Raw genomic sequence first — 16,984 nt, 5'->3', positions numbered from 1 at the left:
ATGCTCTATGTCATAAACCCCCTATTAAACAATAGGTATTAGATACCAATTCTACTATTGCTAATATACCACGACGAGATTCGATAGAGAACGAGAATATGTTAAAAATATGTCGAATCATGACAAAAAGATAACAGCTTCGCATTGCTAGCTAAATGGTTTTCAGAGTGTAGAGAACCTCACTTTATTCAAAATGGCGTGTTTCTCTTTTTGTATACATTTCTCTTTCAGGGTTTCGGAGAGTCTCAGTTAAGGATACTAACCAGATATCGGCTACGTGTGAAGCTGAGAGTGCGATATTCGATCTCTCAGACTCGGAAGCAGCCGATGCTGCTTTGAGAGATCAGATTCAACACACTCTGATTTACGCGACTTTCTCGACAGCCTAAAAAACCACCTCGCCTAATTAGCGAGGTGGTTCAATTCCTTCTATGTGAGCATCCGATCAGCTATGACGCGATACCGCTGCGGTTCTATGCTGGATTTTGAAGCGGAACAACCATGCCGCCAGCAGCAGCAAGCTGCCGTTAATAATGAAGATCCAGCGGATCGGCATCATGCCGCCGAGTAAGCCGCCTATAATTGGGCCGGCCATCGTCGCAAGCTGCGATGCGGACTGATTCAGACTGAATGCCCGCCCTCTGAACTCGGGCTCCGTCGTCCTTACAATCATCGCATTGATCGACGGATTGACCGCCGCGAAGAAGAGCCCATAACCAAAGCGCAGAATACCGAAGCCGATGTAATTCGGTACGAATACCTGCAGCATATTGCCAATTCCGCTACCGAGAAGACCGATTATAAGCACTTTCTCGTAACCGATGCGTCGTCCCCATTTGCCCCAGCGTGGGGCCATGATTACCGTTGCTATGCCGACAGCGGAGAAGACGATACCGGAGCTAAGCGAAGCCGTATCCTTAGGCACGCCCATCTTCAGCACATAGACCGTGATAAGCGGCTCAAGAATCATGACAGAGAAGGTACTGACCCCTGCCATGAGCAGCATAATCGAAAAAGTACGATTCGAGAGCGCATGCTTCAAATCATCCATCACATGCGAGCGCACCGCCTGCCGATTGAAATTCTTCTCCTTCGCGAAGAATGTGGCAATAAGAGCAGCGATCAGCACGATAAAGCTGGAGAAGAGGAACGCCTCACGGTTGCTGAAATAATGGCTGACGACGCCGCCCACAAGCGGGCCGAGAATGCTGCCTGTCGCACCAGCGGTCGACATAATGCCAAGCGCATAGCCAGTCTTCTCTTCCGGTGTATTCGTCGCGACAAGCGCAATGGATGCAGGCACGAAGCCTGCGAGCAAGCCTTGAAAAATACGAATAATGAGAAACCAGTACGGGTCATGCACATAGTAATTGAGCAAGTACAGCACGGCAAGGCTGAAGCCGGATCTGATAAGCATCGGCTTGCGTCCGTATTTGTCAGCGAGCGACCCCCAATACGGGGAGATGAGCGCGCTCGCCAAGAAGGTAATGCCGAATGCAATGCCGGACCAAGCCTCAAGATGATGCTCTACGCCGAGCTCCGTATTCAGGAAGATCGGCAAAAAAGGGATCGAGATCGAGTACGCCATGCTGCAGAAGAAAACCCCGGTCCACAAGACAACCAAGTTCCGTTCCCATGAAAATTTCATTATGCAGCCACGTCCTGACTTTTACCTATTATCTACTTTTTCGGGATAGAGATCGTGATTCATCAGACGGTAATGTGCCATTTCCTCAAACTTGGTGCCTGGACGGCCCCAGTTCGTATAAGGATCAATCGAGATGCCGCCGCGCGGCGTGAATTTGCCCCACACTTCAATGTAGCGTGGGTTCATCAGTGCAATAAGGTCATTCATAATAATGTTGATGCAGTCCTCATGGAAGTCGCCATGATTGCGGAAGCTGAACAGATACAGCTTGAGCGATTTGCTCTCAACCATCTTCACATCAGGGATGTAAGAGATATAGATGGTCGCAAAATCCGGCTGCCCCGTAATCGGGCACAGGCTCGTAAATTCCGGGCAGTTGAATTTCACAAAATAATCACGGCCAATATGCTTGTTGTCGAACGACTCCAGCACTTCCGGGCTATAGTTGAATAGATATTGCGTGCCTTGGTTGCCCAAGTGGCTGATTCCGCCTTCTTGCAGTTCTTCCTTCGATCTTCCTGACATTTTGTACAACACTCCTTGTCATTACATTGCATTAAGGGTTACTCTTGTTCTAGTAGCTTACACCTTAAGGCGGTGTAAATTCAACCTAAGGAGATGGAGCCCTTGTTCACTAGACCTTCCGCAGACGAGTATGGAGGCCATTTCGGTACATACATCAAGCTTGTGCAAGACGGCAATTTGCTGGATATACTAGCCGAGAATCGCGACACGACGAGAGAGCTCTTCTCTTCACTTACGGAGGAGCAAGCGCTACACCGCTACGCACCGGGCAAATGGAGCTTGAAAGAAGTGCTCGGCCATATCATCGACACGGAGCGCATTATGAGCTACCGCCTGCTGCGCGTTGCCCGCGCCGACCGGACGCCGCTGCCCGGTTTTGAAGAGAATGATTACGTTGCCAATGCTTCGTTCGACGACAATGCCATCAGCGAGCTGCTAGAGAATTACGACGCGGTCCGCTCCGCGACTATTGCACTGCTCCGCAGCTTAACGCCTGAAGCGTATTTGCGCAAAGGCATTGCGAGCAATACGGAAATCTCCGCTCGCGCGCTTGCGCACGTCATTACAGGCCATGAAATGCATCATATAAACATTGTTCGCGAGCGCTACTTGCAACAAACTTAAATCCGAATAATGCACAGCGAAAAAGGTTCCCTTGCCACCAACGAACGTTACAGTTCGCCGGGCAGAGGAACCTTTGTTAATTACACAGAAATATCCAATTATGAAACTTTCATAACCTCTCTGCTGCTCTCAATCGTACGCGATGCGATCTGGATCAGCATATCGTACGCCATTTGCTCGAGCGAGTAGCGCGGCTTGAAGCCCCATTCCTGCTGCGCGGCCGAGATATCCAGCGAGTTCGGCCAGCTCTGCGCAATCTGCTCCCGTACCGGATCGATCTCGTACGTCAGCTTGAATGCCGGCAGCAGCTTGCGAATCTCAGCGGCGAGGATCTCCGGATCAAAGCTCATTGCTGATACATTGTAAGCATTGCGGTTAATAAGCTTCGCAGAATCAGCCTCCATCAGCTGAATAATCGCATCAATCGCATCCGGCATATACATCATATCCATGTATGTCCCTTTATTAATGTAGGAGCTGTACTCGCCGCAGCGAACCGCTTCGAAGAACATGGATACCGCATAGTCCGTCGTGCCGCCTCCAGGCGGGGTTAAGTGCGAGATCAAGCCTGGGAACCTTAAGCCGCGCGTATCCACACCGAATTTCCGATAGTAGTAGTCGCACAGCAGCTCGCCGGCTACCTTGTTAATGCCGTACATCGTGACTGGCCTCTGCACCGTCACTTGCGGCGTCAGATCCTTAGGTGAATCCGGGCCGAACACCCCGATTGAGCTTGGCGTGAAGAACTGGCAGTTAAGCTCTTTCGCCACCTCTAGCGCATTGAGCAGTCCGCCCATATTGAGATTCCACGCGAACAGCGGATTGGCTTCAGCCGTTGCGGACAGCAACGCTGCCAGATGGATGATCGTATCGACTTTATATTTATTCGCAATCGCATAGAACGACTGCATGTCATTCACATCGAGAGTCTCAAACGGACCACCTGATGTGATCGATGCGCTCGGGCGAATATCTGTCGCAATGACGTTGTGCGCCCCATAGCGCGCGCGAAGTGCAGTGACCAGTTCGCTGCCGATTTGACCCGAGGAGCCTGTAACCAAGATTGTGTTCATACCGCATCGCCTCCGATTATCGAGAAACTGCCTTATACGCCTGCGTGTACGCCAATACCTACGCCGATCTGCTTCTTCACGCGCTCGTAGATCGCCAAAGCTTGATCAAGCATCTCCGTCGTATGCGCGGCTGTCGGCATGTTGCGGATACGGCCTACGCCTTTCGGAACGGTTGGGAACACGATCGCCTTCGCATACACGCCTGCCTCGAACAGTTCTCTACTGAACCGCTGCGTCAGCACCTCATCACCAATAATGCACGGAATAATCGGCGTTTCCGTATGACCCGTCTGGAACCCAAGCTGCGTCAGCCCGTTTCGGAAATAGGCCGCATTGTTCCACAGCTTCTCCTGCAGCTCCGCGCTATCCGTCAGAATATCAAGCGCTGCACTACATGCCGCTACTATCGCCGGAGGTGTTGCCGTTGAGAACAGGAATGGGCGGCTTCTCACCTTCAGCCAGTCAATCAACTCGCGGCGGCCAGCGACGTATCCCCCGACAACACCGATTGCCTTGGACAAGGTCCCGATCTGAAAATCAATCTTATCCGATAAGCCGAAATGTTTGACCGTACCTGCCCCTTTGCCAAGAACCCCGGAGCCATGCGCATCGTCGACGTACGTAATCAGATCGTAACGCTCTGCGATTTCTACAATCTCAGGAAGCTTCGCAATGTCACCATCCATCGAGAAGACGCCGTCCGTAATGACCATGATTTTGTTATACTGGCCGGATTCACGCGCCGTCTTCGCTTGCAGCTCCAGATCCGCCATATCCGAATGCTTGTAGCGGATCACCTTCGCCTTCGTCAAGCGGCAGCCATCGATAATCGACGCATGGTTCAGCTCGTCGGACAGAATCGCATCCCCGGCTTCCATAACAGCCGAGATCGCTGCCATGTTGCAGTTGAAGCCGGATTGGTACGCGATAGCGGCCTCCGTCTGCTTAAACTTCGCAAGCTTCGCCTCTAGCTCTTCGTGCAGATCCATCGTGCCGTTGATCGTACGGACTGCGCCAGCGCCAACACCGTATTTATGAAGCGCTTTCTCAGCTGCGCGAATCAGGCGCTCATCGCCAGCAAGCCCAAGATAGTTATTGGAAGAGAGGTTAATAAGCTCCCGGTCTTGTATGCGAATGATCGGACCGTTGCCGCCTTGAAGAACTTGAATTTCATTGTATAAGCCCTTTTGTTTCAGATCCTCCAAGTTGGTTCGCAAATAGGTGAGCAAAGATGGACTGGACATGCGCGCATTCCCCTTTTCTGTACGTCGTCTGGTTTAATTATTTTATATTATACATACGTATGTTATGACGCACAATAAGTTTGTATGCTATAACGCACATTTATTTTTCGACATCTATGCCCGTTTCAGCTACAATAAATGAAATAGAAGTGCGCCGATGGAGGAAGAGTATGGAACAGATTCACATCAAGCTGGGGCGGAATTTGAAGGCAATTCGTCAAACGAGAGGATTAAGCCTTGATAAAGTAGCGGAGTTGACCGGTGTCAGCAAAGCGATGCTCGGCCAGATCGAACGGGGCGAGACGAGCCCGACGATTTCGATTATATGGAAAATCGCGAACGGACTGCGCCTTTCCTTCACGACTCTTATTGAAGAGCCGCCGTCTGAAGTTGCCGTCATCGTGCGCGACGAGATGGAACCAATGCTCGAGTCGGACGGACATTATCGCGTCTATCCGATGTTCCCATTCGATCCGACGAAGAAGTTCGAGGTCTATTCCGTCGAGATGGATGCCGGCTGCGTCCACGAGTCCGAAGCGCATAGCACAGGCGTGGAAGAGTACATCCTCGTCTCATCCGGTACCTTGATTATCGAAATTCAGAGCACGTCCTATACGGTCGACGCGGGCAATGCGGTCCGCTATGTGGCAGATCAGCCGCATATGTACCGCAATACAGGCGATGACATGGTTCGTTACGACGTCATTATTTATTATCCTTAATCAAGCGCAAACGGCTGACGCCTCCTCGTGGCACAAGCTTACGTTTCGCGGGACATGATAGAAATTCATACAAGCCGATCCTATGAATTTATATCAGGCCGAGCGCAACCGGCTGACGCCTCCTCATGAGCTTCGCTTACGGAACACAGAAGCGTTATCGCGGTAAATGAGGCGGCTTGAAAAATGTAACGGAACACAGCGACCTTATTCACAGCAATTGTGCCCATTTGAGAGTAAATTCGAGGCAATAGCAACGCTGTGTTCCGTTAGAGCTGCAGATACGCGAAAAACCGGCGAATAAGCGCTGTACGTTCCGTTAGGCCGACTATAACCATAGCCGACAGCGGATGAAAACAAAAAAAGAGGCGGAGCATCTACATCTGCTCCGCCTCTTCTCGCGTCTTTAGTACCCTTCGCCCTTACCGCCACCGACAATCGTCACGCTAGCACTTGCGCCGATACGCGTCGCGCCTGCTTCGATCAGGCTGCGAACCGCTTCCAGATCGCGAACGCCGCCGGACGCTTTAACGCCCATCTCAGGTCCAACCGTCTTACGCATCAACGCGATGTCTTCCACTGTCGCGCCGCCTGGGCCGAAGCCTGTCGACGTCTTCACGAAGTTAGCGCCTGCGCGCTTGCAGATCTCGCATGCCGTTACTTTCTCCTCGTCAGTCAGCAAGCCAACCTCGAGAATCACTTTCGACACCGCACGGCCTTTACAAGCTTCCGCTACGCCGCGAACATCCTTCTCCACTTCATCGAGACGTCCGGATTTCAGCGCACCAACGTTCAGCACCATATCGATTTCCGTTGCGCCGTTCTCGATCGCATCCTTCGTCTCCGCCACTTTGATCGCCGAAGTCGACGCTCCAAGCGGGAAGCCAATAACCGTCGTAATACCAACGCCTGAGCCTGCCAGCTGAGAAGCCGCTTCAGACACCCAATACGGATTCACGCATACGGTTGCAAATTTGTTATCCTTCGCTTCCTTGCAGAGCTTCACGATCTGCTCGTAGGACGCTTCCGGCTTCAATAACGTATGGTCAAAATAAGCAGCTAATGCTGCACCCTCTAATTGTAGCCCCATCCATAAAACCTTCTCTCTAGCTGTTTAATTGCGTTCCATTAAATATTTTGCCGTAAACTGGTCGGTGATAAGCACGTTCGTATATTTCCCGCGAAGCGCGCCATAGATACCGTCCACCTTGCGGATGCCGCCTGCAATCAGAATCGACTGTTCTTTCTGCTTCAGATCGTTCAGCGAAATGCCGATTGTGCGCTGATCCAGCTCCTGCGAGACGATGACCCCGTCGATATTGAAGTAGCGCGAGCAAATATCGCCCGCCCCCTTCTGGAAGATCATCTTCAGCTCTTGCTCGTTAAAGTAATTCGCCTTGATCAGCACGGAATCTTCCGTCGGCGTACCAACGGTCACAACCGCAATATTCGCTTTCTTCCCCAGCTCCAGAATATTGTTGATGTGACGGTCGGTCTCAATCGTCTTCTTCACGACAGCGTGATCGAATATCGCAGGAAGCGGAATGAAGTACGGCACCGTATGGAACGCTTTGCCGAACAGCGTAATGATCTCGCTCGCATACGTATTCGTCTCCGAATGGCTAACGCCGCCGTTCAGCTGCACAACCTTGACGTCGCGTACATGCTTATCCGGAAGGTTAAGCGCCACCTCATACAGCGTCGTTCCCCACGTCGCTGCGATGATATCGCCGTCCTTCACATTCTTATCCAAGTACTTCGCACCTGCAACGCCGAGATACTTCTTCACGACCGCATCTTCATAATGCGGCACATTGACGATGACCACTTTCTTCAGGCCGAATTTACGTTCGATTTGCCCGGCAAGAAGATCGTTATTCTCCAGCGGATCGACGATGCTAATGATGACATAGCCTTCTTCTTTGGCTTGTTGAATGAAACGACTTACGGTCGGACGGGATACGCCCAGTTTCTTGGCAATTTCCTGCTGACTGTAATCCAGCTGGTAGTACATCCGAACCGCATCAAGCATTTTTCCCCGTTTATCTTCTGAGCGCTCTTCGTACACTGGTTCTCCCTCCCCTGTGATCGTTAAGCCGCATACCTCTTAACGCTTGCCAGAGTCGAATACCTCGCCTGCAGCCTTCGGCGCTTGCGACGACTTCGAGAAGATGACGAGCGCAATGAGCGTGATAGCATAAGGGAATACCTTAAGCAGGATCGGCGGAAACTCAGCAAGCTGCGGAATAACTTGAGATACGTTGGCAACCGTGCTGGCAAAACCGAAGAACAGCGTCGCGGCAAGAATGCCGAGCGGACGCCATTGTCCGAAGATGAGCGCGGCGAGTGCCAAGAAGCCAAGACCTGATACCGTACCGTTGAATTCTCCGGCAATCGTAACGAGATGAATAGCGCCGCCAAGTCCAGCGAAAGCACCGGAGATGAGCACGCCGATATAACGAATTTTGCGAACATTAACGCCTGCCGCCTCAGCCGCCTGCGGATATTCACCGCAAGCACGAAGCCTTAGACCGAACGCCGTCTTTCGAAGCACAAACGAACTTAAGAGCACGACAAGGAGAATGAGCCACGTCGTCCAGTACGTCTTCGTGAAGATCAAAGGACCGATGATAGGAATATCGGACAGTCCCCATACGTCAAACGGTGGGAAGCCATTCGTCAGGCGGATATTACCGCTGCCTGTAATGTTTCGGGACAAGAATACAGTAAGGGCACCTGCGATCATGTTAATCGCAGTACCGCTAATAACCTGATTCGCATTGAGATGGATGCTGGCAAAGGCATGCAGCAGCGAGAAGACAAGTCCTGCGGCCGCCGCAACGATTATGCCGATCCAGATCGATGTAACCGTATGCCCCGGCCAATTGGTTTCCAGCCGATTAATCGTAAACGCAGATGCGAACGAGCCAATAACCATTAGACCTTCCAGACCAATATTGACAACACCGCTTCGCTCGCTGAACAATCCGCCAAGTGCGGTAATCAGCAAAGGAATGGTGAACATGATCGCATACGGGAAAATTTGTTGAATCGTCGTCCACATACGCTATACCTTCCCCTTTCCGCTTACAGCACTGTCTGCATTGGACCGGCGACGCCCGATAAACCAAGTAATGACGCGGTTCATCAGCACGCTTGTTGCCGCGAAGTAGATGATGATCGCAATGATGGAATCCGCAATTTCCGGCGGAATATCTGTCATCGCGTTCATGAAGCCGCGGCCGGAGTACAAGAGGCCGAAGAACAGCGCAGAGACGAGCACGCCAATCGGCGAGTTTGCGCCAAGCAGCGCGACCGCGATGCCGTCATAGCCTTGCGTAGGCAGCACGCCGATTTGAATATTGTTGCCGTTGCCCGCGTATTGCGCCAATCCGGCAAGGCCGGCAAGCGCGCCGGAGATCAGCATCGACAGAATGATGCTGCGGTTAACGCCGATACCCGCATATTCCGCCGAGTGACGGTTGAAGCCAACCGCTTTAAGCTCATAGCCGAGCGTCGTCTTATTGATAATAAACGCGATGATGATGACGACAATGACCGCGAGGAACAAGCCCATGTTCACATAGGAACCGCCGAACATGTCCGATAGCCATACCGCCTTCAAGGTTGCTTTATCCGGTAGCGCACGAGATTCCGTCTCGACGGATTCTGCTTTCAGGTAAGCCGGAACCGCATAGTAGATCGTCCAGTAGGCAATCCAGTTCATCATGATAGTCGATACGACCTCATGCACGTTGAACCTTGCCTTGAGCAGACCCGGAATGAACGCCCATACTGCGCCGCCAAGAATAGCTGCGATGATCATGAGCGGCACGAGCACAGCACCGGATGCATCGAGCTTAAGGCCGATAATAGATGCGCAGAAGCCGCCGAACAGCATTTGGCCGGCTGCGCCGATATTGAATAATCCCGTCCGGAAGGCGAATGCCACCGAGAGCCCTGTGAAGATAAGCGGTGTGCCTGTTGCAAGCGTATCGCCGAACCGGCTCACGTTCTTAAGACCGCCCTGGAACAAGTAGCGATACCCTTCCATCGGATCATGCCCCGTTACCGCCATCAGTATGGCACCCCCGATAAGGCCGAACAACACCGCACTCAGGGAAATAATGAAGTTTCTCATTGGTCTCCCCCTTTTCCAACGCCAGCCATCATAAGGCCGATTTCGTTCTCATTCGTCTCTGATGCGTTAACGATGCCAATTAGCTCGCCATTATTGACCACGGCAATCCGGTCCGACACGTTAATGACCTCATCAAGCTCAAGCGAGATGAGCAGTACCGCTTTACCACGGTCGCGATGGCCGATGAGCCGTTTATGAATGTACTCGATTGAACCGACATCCAGTCCGCGCGTCGGTTGAACCGCAATCAACAGGCTTGGATCAAGCTCAATCTCCCGGCCGATAATCGCCTTCTGCTGGTTACCGCCCGATAAGGAACGCGACACCGAGACCGGACCGCGTCCGGAGCGGACATCGAAGCTCTCCAGAATGCCGCTCGCATATTTGCGGATAGCTCCTTTGTTGAGAATGCCGCGCTTCGAGAACGGTTCACGCTGATACACCTGCAGAATCATATTCTCTTCCAGCGTGTAATCGAGTACGAGACCGCGCTTCTGCCGATCTTCCGGAATATGTGCGACTCCTTTGATAATCCGCTCGCGAATGGATTCCTTCGTAATCTCATGGCCGTTCAGAATAATTCTGCCCTGCTCCGACTTGCGGAGACCTGTAATCGCTTCCACTAGCTCTGATTGACCGTTGCCCTCCACACCGGCAATACCGACAATCTCTCCAGCGCGGACTTCCAGATTAAAGTCCTTAAGACCAGGCACGTTCTTATTATTGTTAACCGTAAGTCCTTCAAGCTGCAGAATAACGTCGCCTGGCTGACTAGGTTTCTTATCGACTTTAAATGTAACGCTGCGACCCACCATCATCTCGGCCATCTGCAGCTCACTTGTTGTTGCGACGTCTACCGTACCGATCGTTTTGCCTCGGCGGATAACCGTACAGCGGTTTGCAGCCGCTTTAATTTCTTTAAGCTTGTGGGTGATAATAATAACCGATTTACCCTCAGCGACGAGACCCTTCATGATTTTGATTAACTCGTCGATCTCTTGCGGTGTTAGTACAGCTGAAGGTTCATCCAGAATGAGTACTTCCGCGTCACGGTAAAGCATCTTCAGAATCTCGACACGCTGCTGCATGCCAACGGAAATATCCTCAATCTTCGCATAGGGATCTACATTAAGGCCATAACGCTTCGAGAGCGCTTCAATCTTGCGGGCTGCTCCTTTAATGTTCAGAGTAAGTCCGCGTTTAAGCTCATTGCCGAGAATGATATTTTCGGTAACGGTGAAATTGCTAACTAATTTAAAATGCTGATGGACCATGCCGATGCCAAGCTTATTCGCAACGTTCGGATTAGCAATCTTCACCTGCTCGCCGCGCACGTTAATCGCACCGCGGTCCGGCTGATACATGCCGAACAAAATGCTCATCAGCGTCGACTTGCCGGCGCCGTTCTCCCCAAGCAGTGCATGGATTTCTCCTTTACGCAGCTGAAGCGTAATGTCGTCATTGGCGACGACCCCCGGAAACTCCTTGCGAATGTTCAACATCTCTACTACGTATTCCATACGCCTCGCGGCTCCTTTACCAAAATATCGTAAAGATAAATTCATCAGTGACTAACCAAAAAGAGACGGAGCGTCCCGTCTCTTCTTGGATTTATAAAGCAACTGGCTAAGCGTATCCGAAACGAATTACTTGATCAGGTCGCCCTTCTCAGCTTTCACATCGATTTCGCCGTTCTTCAGCTTGCCTACGATTTCAGTAACCTTCGTTGTTGTTTCGTCGCTAAGGTTAGGGTTAGTTGCCGGGATGCCTACGCCGTCATTCTTGATATCGAGCGTCAATGTTTGACCGCCTGGGAACTTGCCTTCTTGCTCAGCTTTCACCATATCGAAGGAAGCAGCATTTACTTTCTTCATTGCGGATGTAAGGATAATCGACTTGTCGTCTTTGTATACGCCGTCTTTGAATTGGTCGCCGTCTACGCCAACGATCCAAACTTCTTTGCCTTGGCCTGCGCGAGTTTTTGCTTCGTTGATCGCACCTACGCCAACGCCGCCTGCTGCTGCGAAGATGACTTTAACGCCGCGGTCGTACATTGCTGCTGCCAGTTGGCCGCCTGCCGCTACGTTATCGAAGCTGCCTTGGTATACAACGTTCTCAGGCTTGATTGTAATCTTCGTGCCGAGGTTGTCGTTCGCGTATTTCACGCCTTGTTGGAAGCCCCAGTTGTACTTCTGAACCGGTGGAATTTCCATACCGCCGATGAAGCCCGCTTCGCCTTCTTTCAATTGAAGCGCAGTTGCTACGCCTGCGATGAAGCCGGATTGGTGCTCTGCGAAGAAGATCGATACCGTGTTCGTGCCAACTTTAGGCGTCATGTCGTCTGCTGTATGCGGCGAACCGTCGATCAGAACGAATTTAGCGTCTTTATATTTATCTTGTGCAGCGTAAATCGCTGTCTCGAATTTGAAGCCTGGAACGACGATCATTTTGTAGCCTGCATCGTACAGGTTGCCGATTTCTTTAAGGTAGTCAGCTTCTGTTGTGCCTGCTGGTTTCAGATATTTGCTCTCAACGCCAAGATCCTTCGTTGCTTGCTCCAGACCTTCCCAAGTACCTTGGTTAAAGGACTTGTCGTCGATCGTACCGGAGTCCGTAACCATACCTGCTTTGAAGGATGCTTTCGCAGGTTCATTCGTGCCTGCATTTGTACCTGCATTGTTGCCTGTGTTGTTACCTGTGTTGTTTTTGCTTCCGCAACCAACGACCAGCGTAACCGCGAGCAAGCACATTGCGATTGTCGTTAATGTTCTTTTCATGATCCCACTCCTCATTTCCATATTTTGTTCACTGCTAACCCCTGGTTTGAACATTTGTAAAAAACCTAATTTAGCATTTGTTTGTCCAGTATCAAATATACGGGGAATTTAGGTATTTGTAAATAAGATTTCTTCGTTTAATCGTAGCTCCTTACCTCTTTGTGTCAACTTTTCTAACAAGCCTATCACACTAGATTTATACACTGTTAGCATTCCCAAAATGAATCATTTCTTCCATCTTTTTTTCGCGAATAACCAATATCGCATCCATAAATTGGTAAGTAATACCTAGTTTATTGTAGTGTGATCGGTTCTGCTTGTCTATGCCATTTCTTAACCTTGTCCGAATCGATATTGGGAGTGTAGACTTAAACCATCTTCCTACAAATGCGAGGTTACAAAACGAATGAATTCCGTATCCAAATTATTGCTTGTGTACATTATCAATCAATCGCTCCATTGGTTTATCATCGGCCTCATTCTTCCTGTATCCAGTCTCTTCATGCTTGAAAAAGGGCTCAATCTACAGGAGATCGGGCTCATCTTCGCCGTATACTCCGGCGCCGTGTTATTGCTTGAACTGCCGACCGGCGGCTTATCGGATGCGCTGGGACGCAAACGCGTCTACCAACTCTCGCTGCTCTTCCTGCTCGGATCGGTGGTGCTCGTCATGCTATCTTGGAATCTAATCTCGCTCATGCTTGGATATGTGCTATTCGGAGCGGCGCGAGCGCTGTCCTCCGGATCGATCGACGCGTGGTTCGTTGATGAATTCAACCGCCTCGAGCCAGGCGGCGACTTGAACAGCAAACTAGCCAAAGCGAACATCTATATTCCGCTTGCGATGGGAATAAGCGCGCTTGCAGGCGGCGCGCTGCCGGATCTGCTCGGGAGCTACACCACGAAATTCGGGGCAGGCATCTATTCGATTAACTTCATCGCGATGGCGCTGATGATTGTAGTGCAATATGTACTCACTGAAAGGCTTGTTGTAGAGAAAATCCATACTTCTCGCTCTGCGCGAATGACGGACGGCTTCCGCCAGCTGCCGCAGCTTGTATCAGATTCTGTGCGCTACGGAATCAAACAAACGGCCGTCCTCATGCTGCTGCTCACTACTTTCGCATGGGGCTTCGCATTCTCCGGCCTCGAAACCTACTGGCAGCCTCAGGTGAAGGACATTCTTGGCGCGAATTCAGCAACATGGCAGTTTGGCCTGCTTACCGCCGGTTATTTCATCTCAGCTTCCGTTGGCGGCCTTCTCATCGGACCGCTAGCCCGCTGGATGAACATTCCTTTCCGCACACTGCTGCTCGTTGCACGTATACTGCTCGGCATCCTATTTCTCATTCTGGCTGCTCAGAGCACGATAATCGGTTTTACTGTCTTCTACTTTGTCCTGTTTATGAGCAATGGCATGGCAAGCTCGCCGGATTCCACCTTGTTCAATGAACAGCTTGATGAGAGCAACCGTTCGACGATGCAGTCGCTCTCTTCGTTGTTCCTTCAGTTCGGCGGCTTGATCGGCTTGCTCATTCACGGATTTATCGCAGAGCATGCATCGATCTCTATCACTTGGTACATCTCTGGCGGTGTGCTGATCGCTTCCGGCTTCCTCTATATGAAGGTTCGTGGAGCGGAAGTGAAGAAGAGCGCGAGCGTTCAGGGCGCATAGGCAGCAGCGGATGGCATAGCGCCTGCATGAACATACACTAATTGCAGCACAACACCAGGCTCTTATCCAAGAAGGAGGAAGAGGTCCTTATGTTCATGCCAAGCCAAATGCCGCTGCAGCAGAAGGCGCTTTATCTGATGGGCAGGCCCGTCGGCATCTCGCTCAGAAACGGCACCGGCGTCTCCGGCATTCTATGCCGGGTTGAAGGCGGCGAAGTGTATGTCATGCAGTACATGTATGCGTCCCAATTCGCCACCTTCCATTACCCGCTGAACCAAATTAGTGATATATTGGCTTATCCGGCTTGCTGAAGCGAGAACAACCGCCTAAGCCAAACAACAGAAATCCCCGCCCCACACGCATCCTAACGATGCGTGTAAGGCGGGGATTTCTTTATTCCACTATTAACGTCCAATGCCTTGGACGATCATATCTGCGAAAAATTCTGCGCCGCGCTTCTTCAGATGGACACCATCTTTGCCGAAGAAGTCGTCACGGCCTTTACTTGCGGAATACCAGTCGATTAGCGTTAAGCTTGGTTTATTCTTGACCGTCTCACTGAGCAGGTCGTTCACGACATCCTGCCACTTGCGCGGCACGCGTGTATTAACGAGTACGACGCGATGATTATCTCCTATTGCCTCAAGCAGCGAATCGAGCTGTTTTGTTGTGAACGAGCCGTTCGTTCCGAGCTCGATCACGACCGTATAGCCGAGCTGTTTGGTCTGCTTCAGCTCTTCCACCACATCGTCAGCCTCGAACATTTGACGGCCGACTTTGCCATCCACGACGATTCCGTCCACCAGCTTCTCCAAGTACGGCTTCACGTCCAGAAGAATCGAATCACCAATGACCGTCACCGTATCTTCCGGCGCAACCGGTGTGTTTGGATTGCTCGGCGGAGGCTCAGTCGCTCCTTCACCTTTCCCTGGCTGACCCGCTCCATCGCCGACTTGATTGTCGCCCGTTGCAGCTTGCCCCGAGTTCGGCTCACCCTGATCCGAATTCGCATCATCAGGTTTGCCCGCCGCATCACCTGCACCTGCACCTGTACCAGCTGAACCCGAACCCGAGCCTGTATTCACATCGCTGCCAGCGCCAGGCTTCTCTTCTCCAGATGACGCATCAGACTGTCCCGAAGAATCCTTCGTACCTGTATTCGTATCTGCATTCGTATCTGTATCTGTATCTGTATCTGTATTCGTCTCCGGCTCCGGCTTCGTCCCGTTCTGCACTGATCCAGTCGCCGAACCTCCGCCTTTCACTACAGCTTGTCCCCCTGCAAGAAAGGAACCTCCGCTCTTAATGCCCGTATCAATGATTTGGCCGACGGAATCACCTTGTACAATGTTCCTCTGCCCCGAGCAGGATACGCTGACGACAGCAAGTATGCAGACAGAGGCGAACATGACTTTGCGGCTCGGTCTTCTATTAAGTGATGATTGCTTGAGCAGCTGAACCAGCTTCCCAATCGCACCGTGGCGAATTGGCTCCTCCACGAACCGCCAGGACAGCTCCGCTAGCGCGATCGATGCGAGAATTTGCAATAATGCACGCACCGGATTGAAAGTATCCAGCTCCGCCGACGGCGTTGAGAGTGCGATGACCGGATAATGATATAAATAGATGCCGTAAGACCTTGCGCCGAACCACTGCAGAGGCTTGCTGCCGATGATGCGAGCGAGCCGGCTGTCGGGATGCGCCAGCGCTGCAACCACAGCGGCTGTAGCGAAGGAGAGAATAACCATGCCGCCGCGATAGAGGAACTCATCGTACTCGCCCACCAATGCAATCATGGCAACGACTATAGCGAACCCGATCAAGCCTATCGTATCAAGCGCTTTCACCGACCGCGGAGTTGCAATTAAATCTGCCAGCTTCCAGCTTGGCCACACGACTGCGAGCGCCGCGCCGATCAAGAGCGCGAAAGAGCGTGTATCCGTGCCGTAGTAGACACGGCTTGGATCGAGCTGCGGCACGTAAATGTAAGCCATCGCAATAGCCGAAGCTGCTGCGCCGGCTAGAATAACGATCGCAAGCGTGCCGCGCCGCGGAACGAACTTCACGAGAAGTGCGAGCAGCAGCGGCCAGACGAGATAGAACTGCTCCTCGACCGCGAGCGACCATAAATGACCGAACGGCGAAGGCGGGCCGAAGCTCTCGAAATACGACACTTGATGATAGATTAGCCTCCAGTTGCTCATATAGAGCAAGGCTGCCCCGATCTCCCCACGCAACGTATACAAACGCTGCGAATCCGTGATCCCTAGCCAAATCGAGACTAGTCCTAGCATTATGATCATAGCAGGCAGCAGCCTGCGAGCGCGGCGAATCCAGAAGTCTCCGAGCGCCAGCTTATTCCCTCTGCTATGCTGCTTTAATAGAATATCCGTAATCAGATAGCCGGATAGGACAAAAAACATGCCAACGCCCAGCAGTCCGCCTGGCACCCACGATAAGTTAAGATGATAGGCGATGACCGCAAAGACAGCGATCGCTCGCAATCCATCCAATCCGGGCATATAGCGTCCACTGTTTCCTAATGGTTTTGGCACTTG

The 16,984-nt window shown here is 51.6% G+C and carries 15 protein-coding genes; 4 read left to right on the top strand and 11 right to left on the bottom strand.

What is annotated here, in order from left to right; all coding sequences use genetic code 11:
• Positions 1-445 precede the first annotated feature (445 nt).
• Positions 446-1,648 carry an MFS transporter gene (locus AC0YNX_RS24330; RefSeq protein WP_475818288.1) on the bottom strand — a complete coding sequence of 401 codons (1,203 nt, stop codon included), beginning with the start codon at positions 1,646-1,648 and terminating at the stop codon, positions 446-448.
• Between the two features lie 21 nt (positions 1,649-1,669).
• Positions 1,670-2,173 carry a preQ(1) synthase gene (queF, locus tag AC0YNX_RS24325; protein WP_475818287.1) on the bottom strand — a complete coding sequence of 168 codons (504 nt, stop codon included), beginning with the start codon at positions 2,171-2,173 and terminating at the stop codon, positions 1,670-1,672.
• Between the two features lie 102 nt (positions 2,174-2,275).
• On the opposite strand from queF, the gene AC0YNX_RS24320 reads away from it, so the two are divergent.
• Complete coding sequence (locus AC0YNX_RS24320; RefSeq protein ID WP_475818286.1) at positions 2,276-2,797, top strand: DinB family protein; 522 nt, start codon at positions 2,276-2,278, stop codon at positions 2,795-2,797.
• Positions 2,798-2,895: 98 nt separating this feature from the next.
• Here AC0YNX_RS24320 and AC0YNX_RS24315 read toward each other — a convergent pair whose 3' ends face one another.
• Positions 2,896-3,870, bottom strand: coding sequence for an NAD-dependent epimerase/dehydratase family protein (locus AC0YNX_RS24315; protein ID WP_475818285.1), 975 nt, complete (start codon positions 3,868-3,870; stop codon positions 2,896-2,898).
• A gap of 32 nt (positions 3,871-3,902) precedes the next feature.
• The gene (locus AC0YNX_RS24310) at positions 3,903-5,114 is read right to left on the bottom strand and encodes a glycine C-acetyltransferase (RefSeq protein WP_475818284.1); all 1,212 of its coding nucleotides are present in this window, start codon (positions 5,112-5,114) and stop codon (positions 3,903-3,905) included.
• A gap of 170 nt (positions 5,115-5,284) precedes the next feature.
• Between AC0YNX_RS24310 and AC0YNX_RS24305 the strand changes: the two genes are divergently transcribed.
• Positions 5,285-5,836: a helix-turn-helix domain-containing protein gene (locus AC0YNX_RS24305; protein WP_475818283.1), complete on the top strand. Its 552-nt coding sequence runs from the start codon at positions 5,285-5,287 to the stop codon at positions 5,834-5,836.
• Between the two features lie 403 nt (positions 5,837-6,239).
• Here the strand turns inward: AC0YNX_RS24305 and deoC are convergent, their stop codons facing one another.
• The 6 genes from deoC to AC0YNX_RS24275 form a co-directional block, all read right to left on the bottom strand.
• Positions 6,240-6,923 carry a deoxyribose-phosphate aldolase gene (gene deoC, locus AC0YNX_RS24300; protein WP_475818282.1) on the bottom strand — a complete coding sequence of 228 codons (684 nt, stop codon included), beginning with the start codon at positions 6,921-6,923 and terminating at the stop codon, positions 6,240-6,242.
• A 24-nt stretch (positions 6,924-6,947) separates the two neighbouring features.
• Positions 6,948-7,865 carry a sugar-binding transcriptional regulator gene (locus AC0YNX_RS24295; RefSeq protein ID WP_475818523.1) on the bottom strand — a complete coding sequence of 306 codons (918 nt, stop codon included), beginning with the start codon at positions 7,863-7,865 and terminating at the stop codon, positions 6,948-6,950.
• Positions 7,866-7,940: 75 nt separating this feature from the next.
• Positions 7,941-8,897 carry an ABC transporter permease gene (locus AC0YNX_RS24290; protein ID WP_475818281.1) on the bottom strand — a complete coding sequence of 319 codons (957 nt, stop codon included), beginning with the start codon at positions 8,895-8,897 and terminating at the stop codon, positions 7,941-7,943.
• Between the two features lie 3 nt (positions 8,898-8,900).
• A complete protein-coding gene (locus AC0YNX_RS24285; protein ID WP_475818280.1) occupies positions 8,901-9,974 on the bottom strand; it encodes an ABC transporter permease in 1,074 nt (357 codons plus the stop codon).
• Positions 9,971-11,494, bottom strand: a complete 1,524-nt coding sequence (locus AC0YNX_RS24280; protein WP_475818279.1) for an ABC transporter ATP-binding protein — start codon at positions 11,492-11,494, stop codon at positions 9,971-9,973. The genes AC0YNX_RS24285 and AC0YNX_RS24280 overlap by 4 nt, the downstream gene beginning before the upstream one ends.
• Before the next feature lie 126 nt (positions 11,495-11,620).
• Positions 11,621-12,751, bottom strand: a complete 1,131-nt coding sequence (locus tag AC0YNX_RS24275; RefSeq protein WP_475818278.1) for a BMP family lipoprotein — start codon at positions 12,749-12,751, stop codon at positions 11,621-11,623.
• A gap of 406 nt (positions 12,752-13,157) precedes the next feature.
• On the opposite strand from AC0YNX_RS24275, the gene AC0YNX_RS24270 reads away from it, so the two are divergent.
• Positions 13,158-14,426, top strand: a complete 1,269-nt coding sequence (locus AC0YNX_RS24270) for an MFS transporter (RefSeq protein WP_475818277.1) — start codon at positions 13,158-13,160, stop codon at positions 14,424-14,426.
• A gap of 89 nt (positions 14,427-14,515) precedes the next feature.
• Positions 14,516-14,737 carry a hypothetical protein gene (locus tag AC0YNX_RS24265; protein ID WP_475818276.1) on the top strand — a complete coding sequence of 74 codons (222 nt, stop codon included), beginning with the start codon at positions 14,516-14,518 and terminating at the stop codon, positions 14,735-14,737.
• A gap of 93 nt (positions 14,738-14,830) precedes the next feature.
• Here AC0YNX_RS24265 and AC0YNX_RS24260 read toward each other — a convergent pair whose 3' ends face one another.
• Entirely contained in the window at positions 14,831-16,981 is a 2,151-nt protein-coding gene (locus AC0YNX_RS24260) for an acyltransferase family protein (protein ID WP_475818275.1), read from the bottom strand.
• Positions 16,982-16,984 lie beyond the last annotated feature (3 nt).

This window comes from Paenibacillus sp. J31R98 (assembly GCF_056269245.1).
Note: the sequence above shows the minus strand (reverse complement) of the source record. Positions and strands in the feature narration are given on the sequence as shown.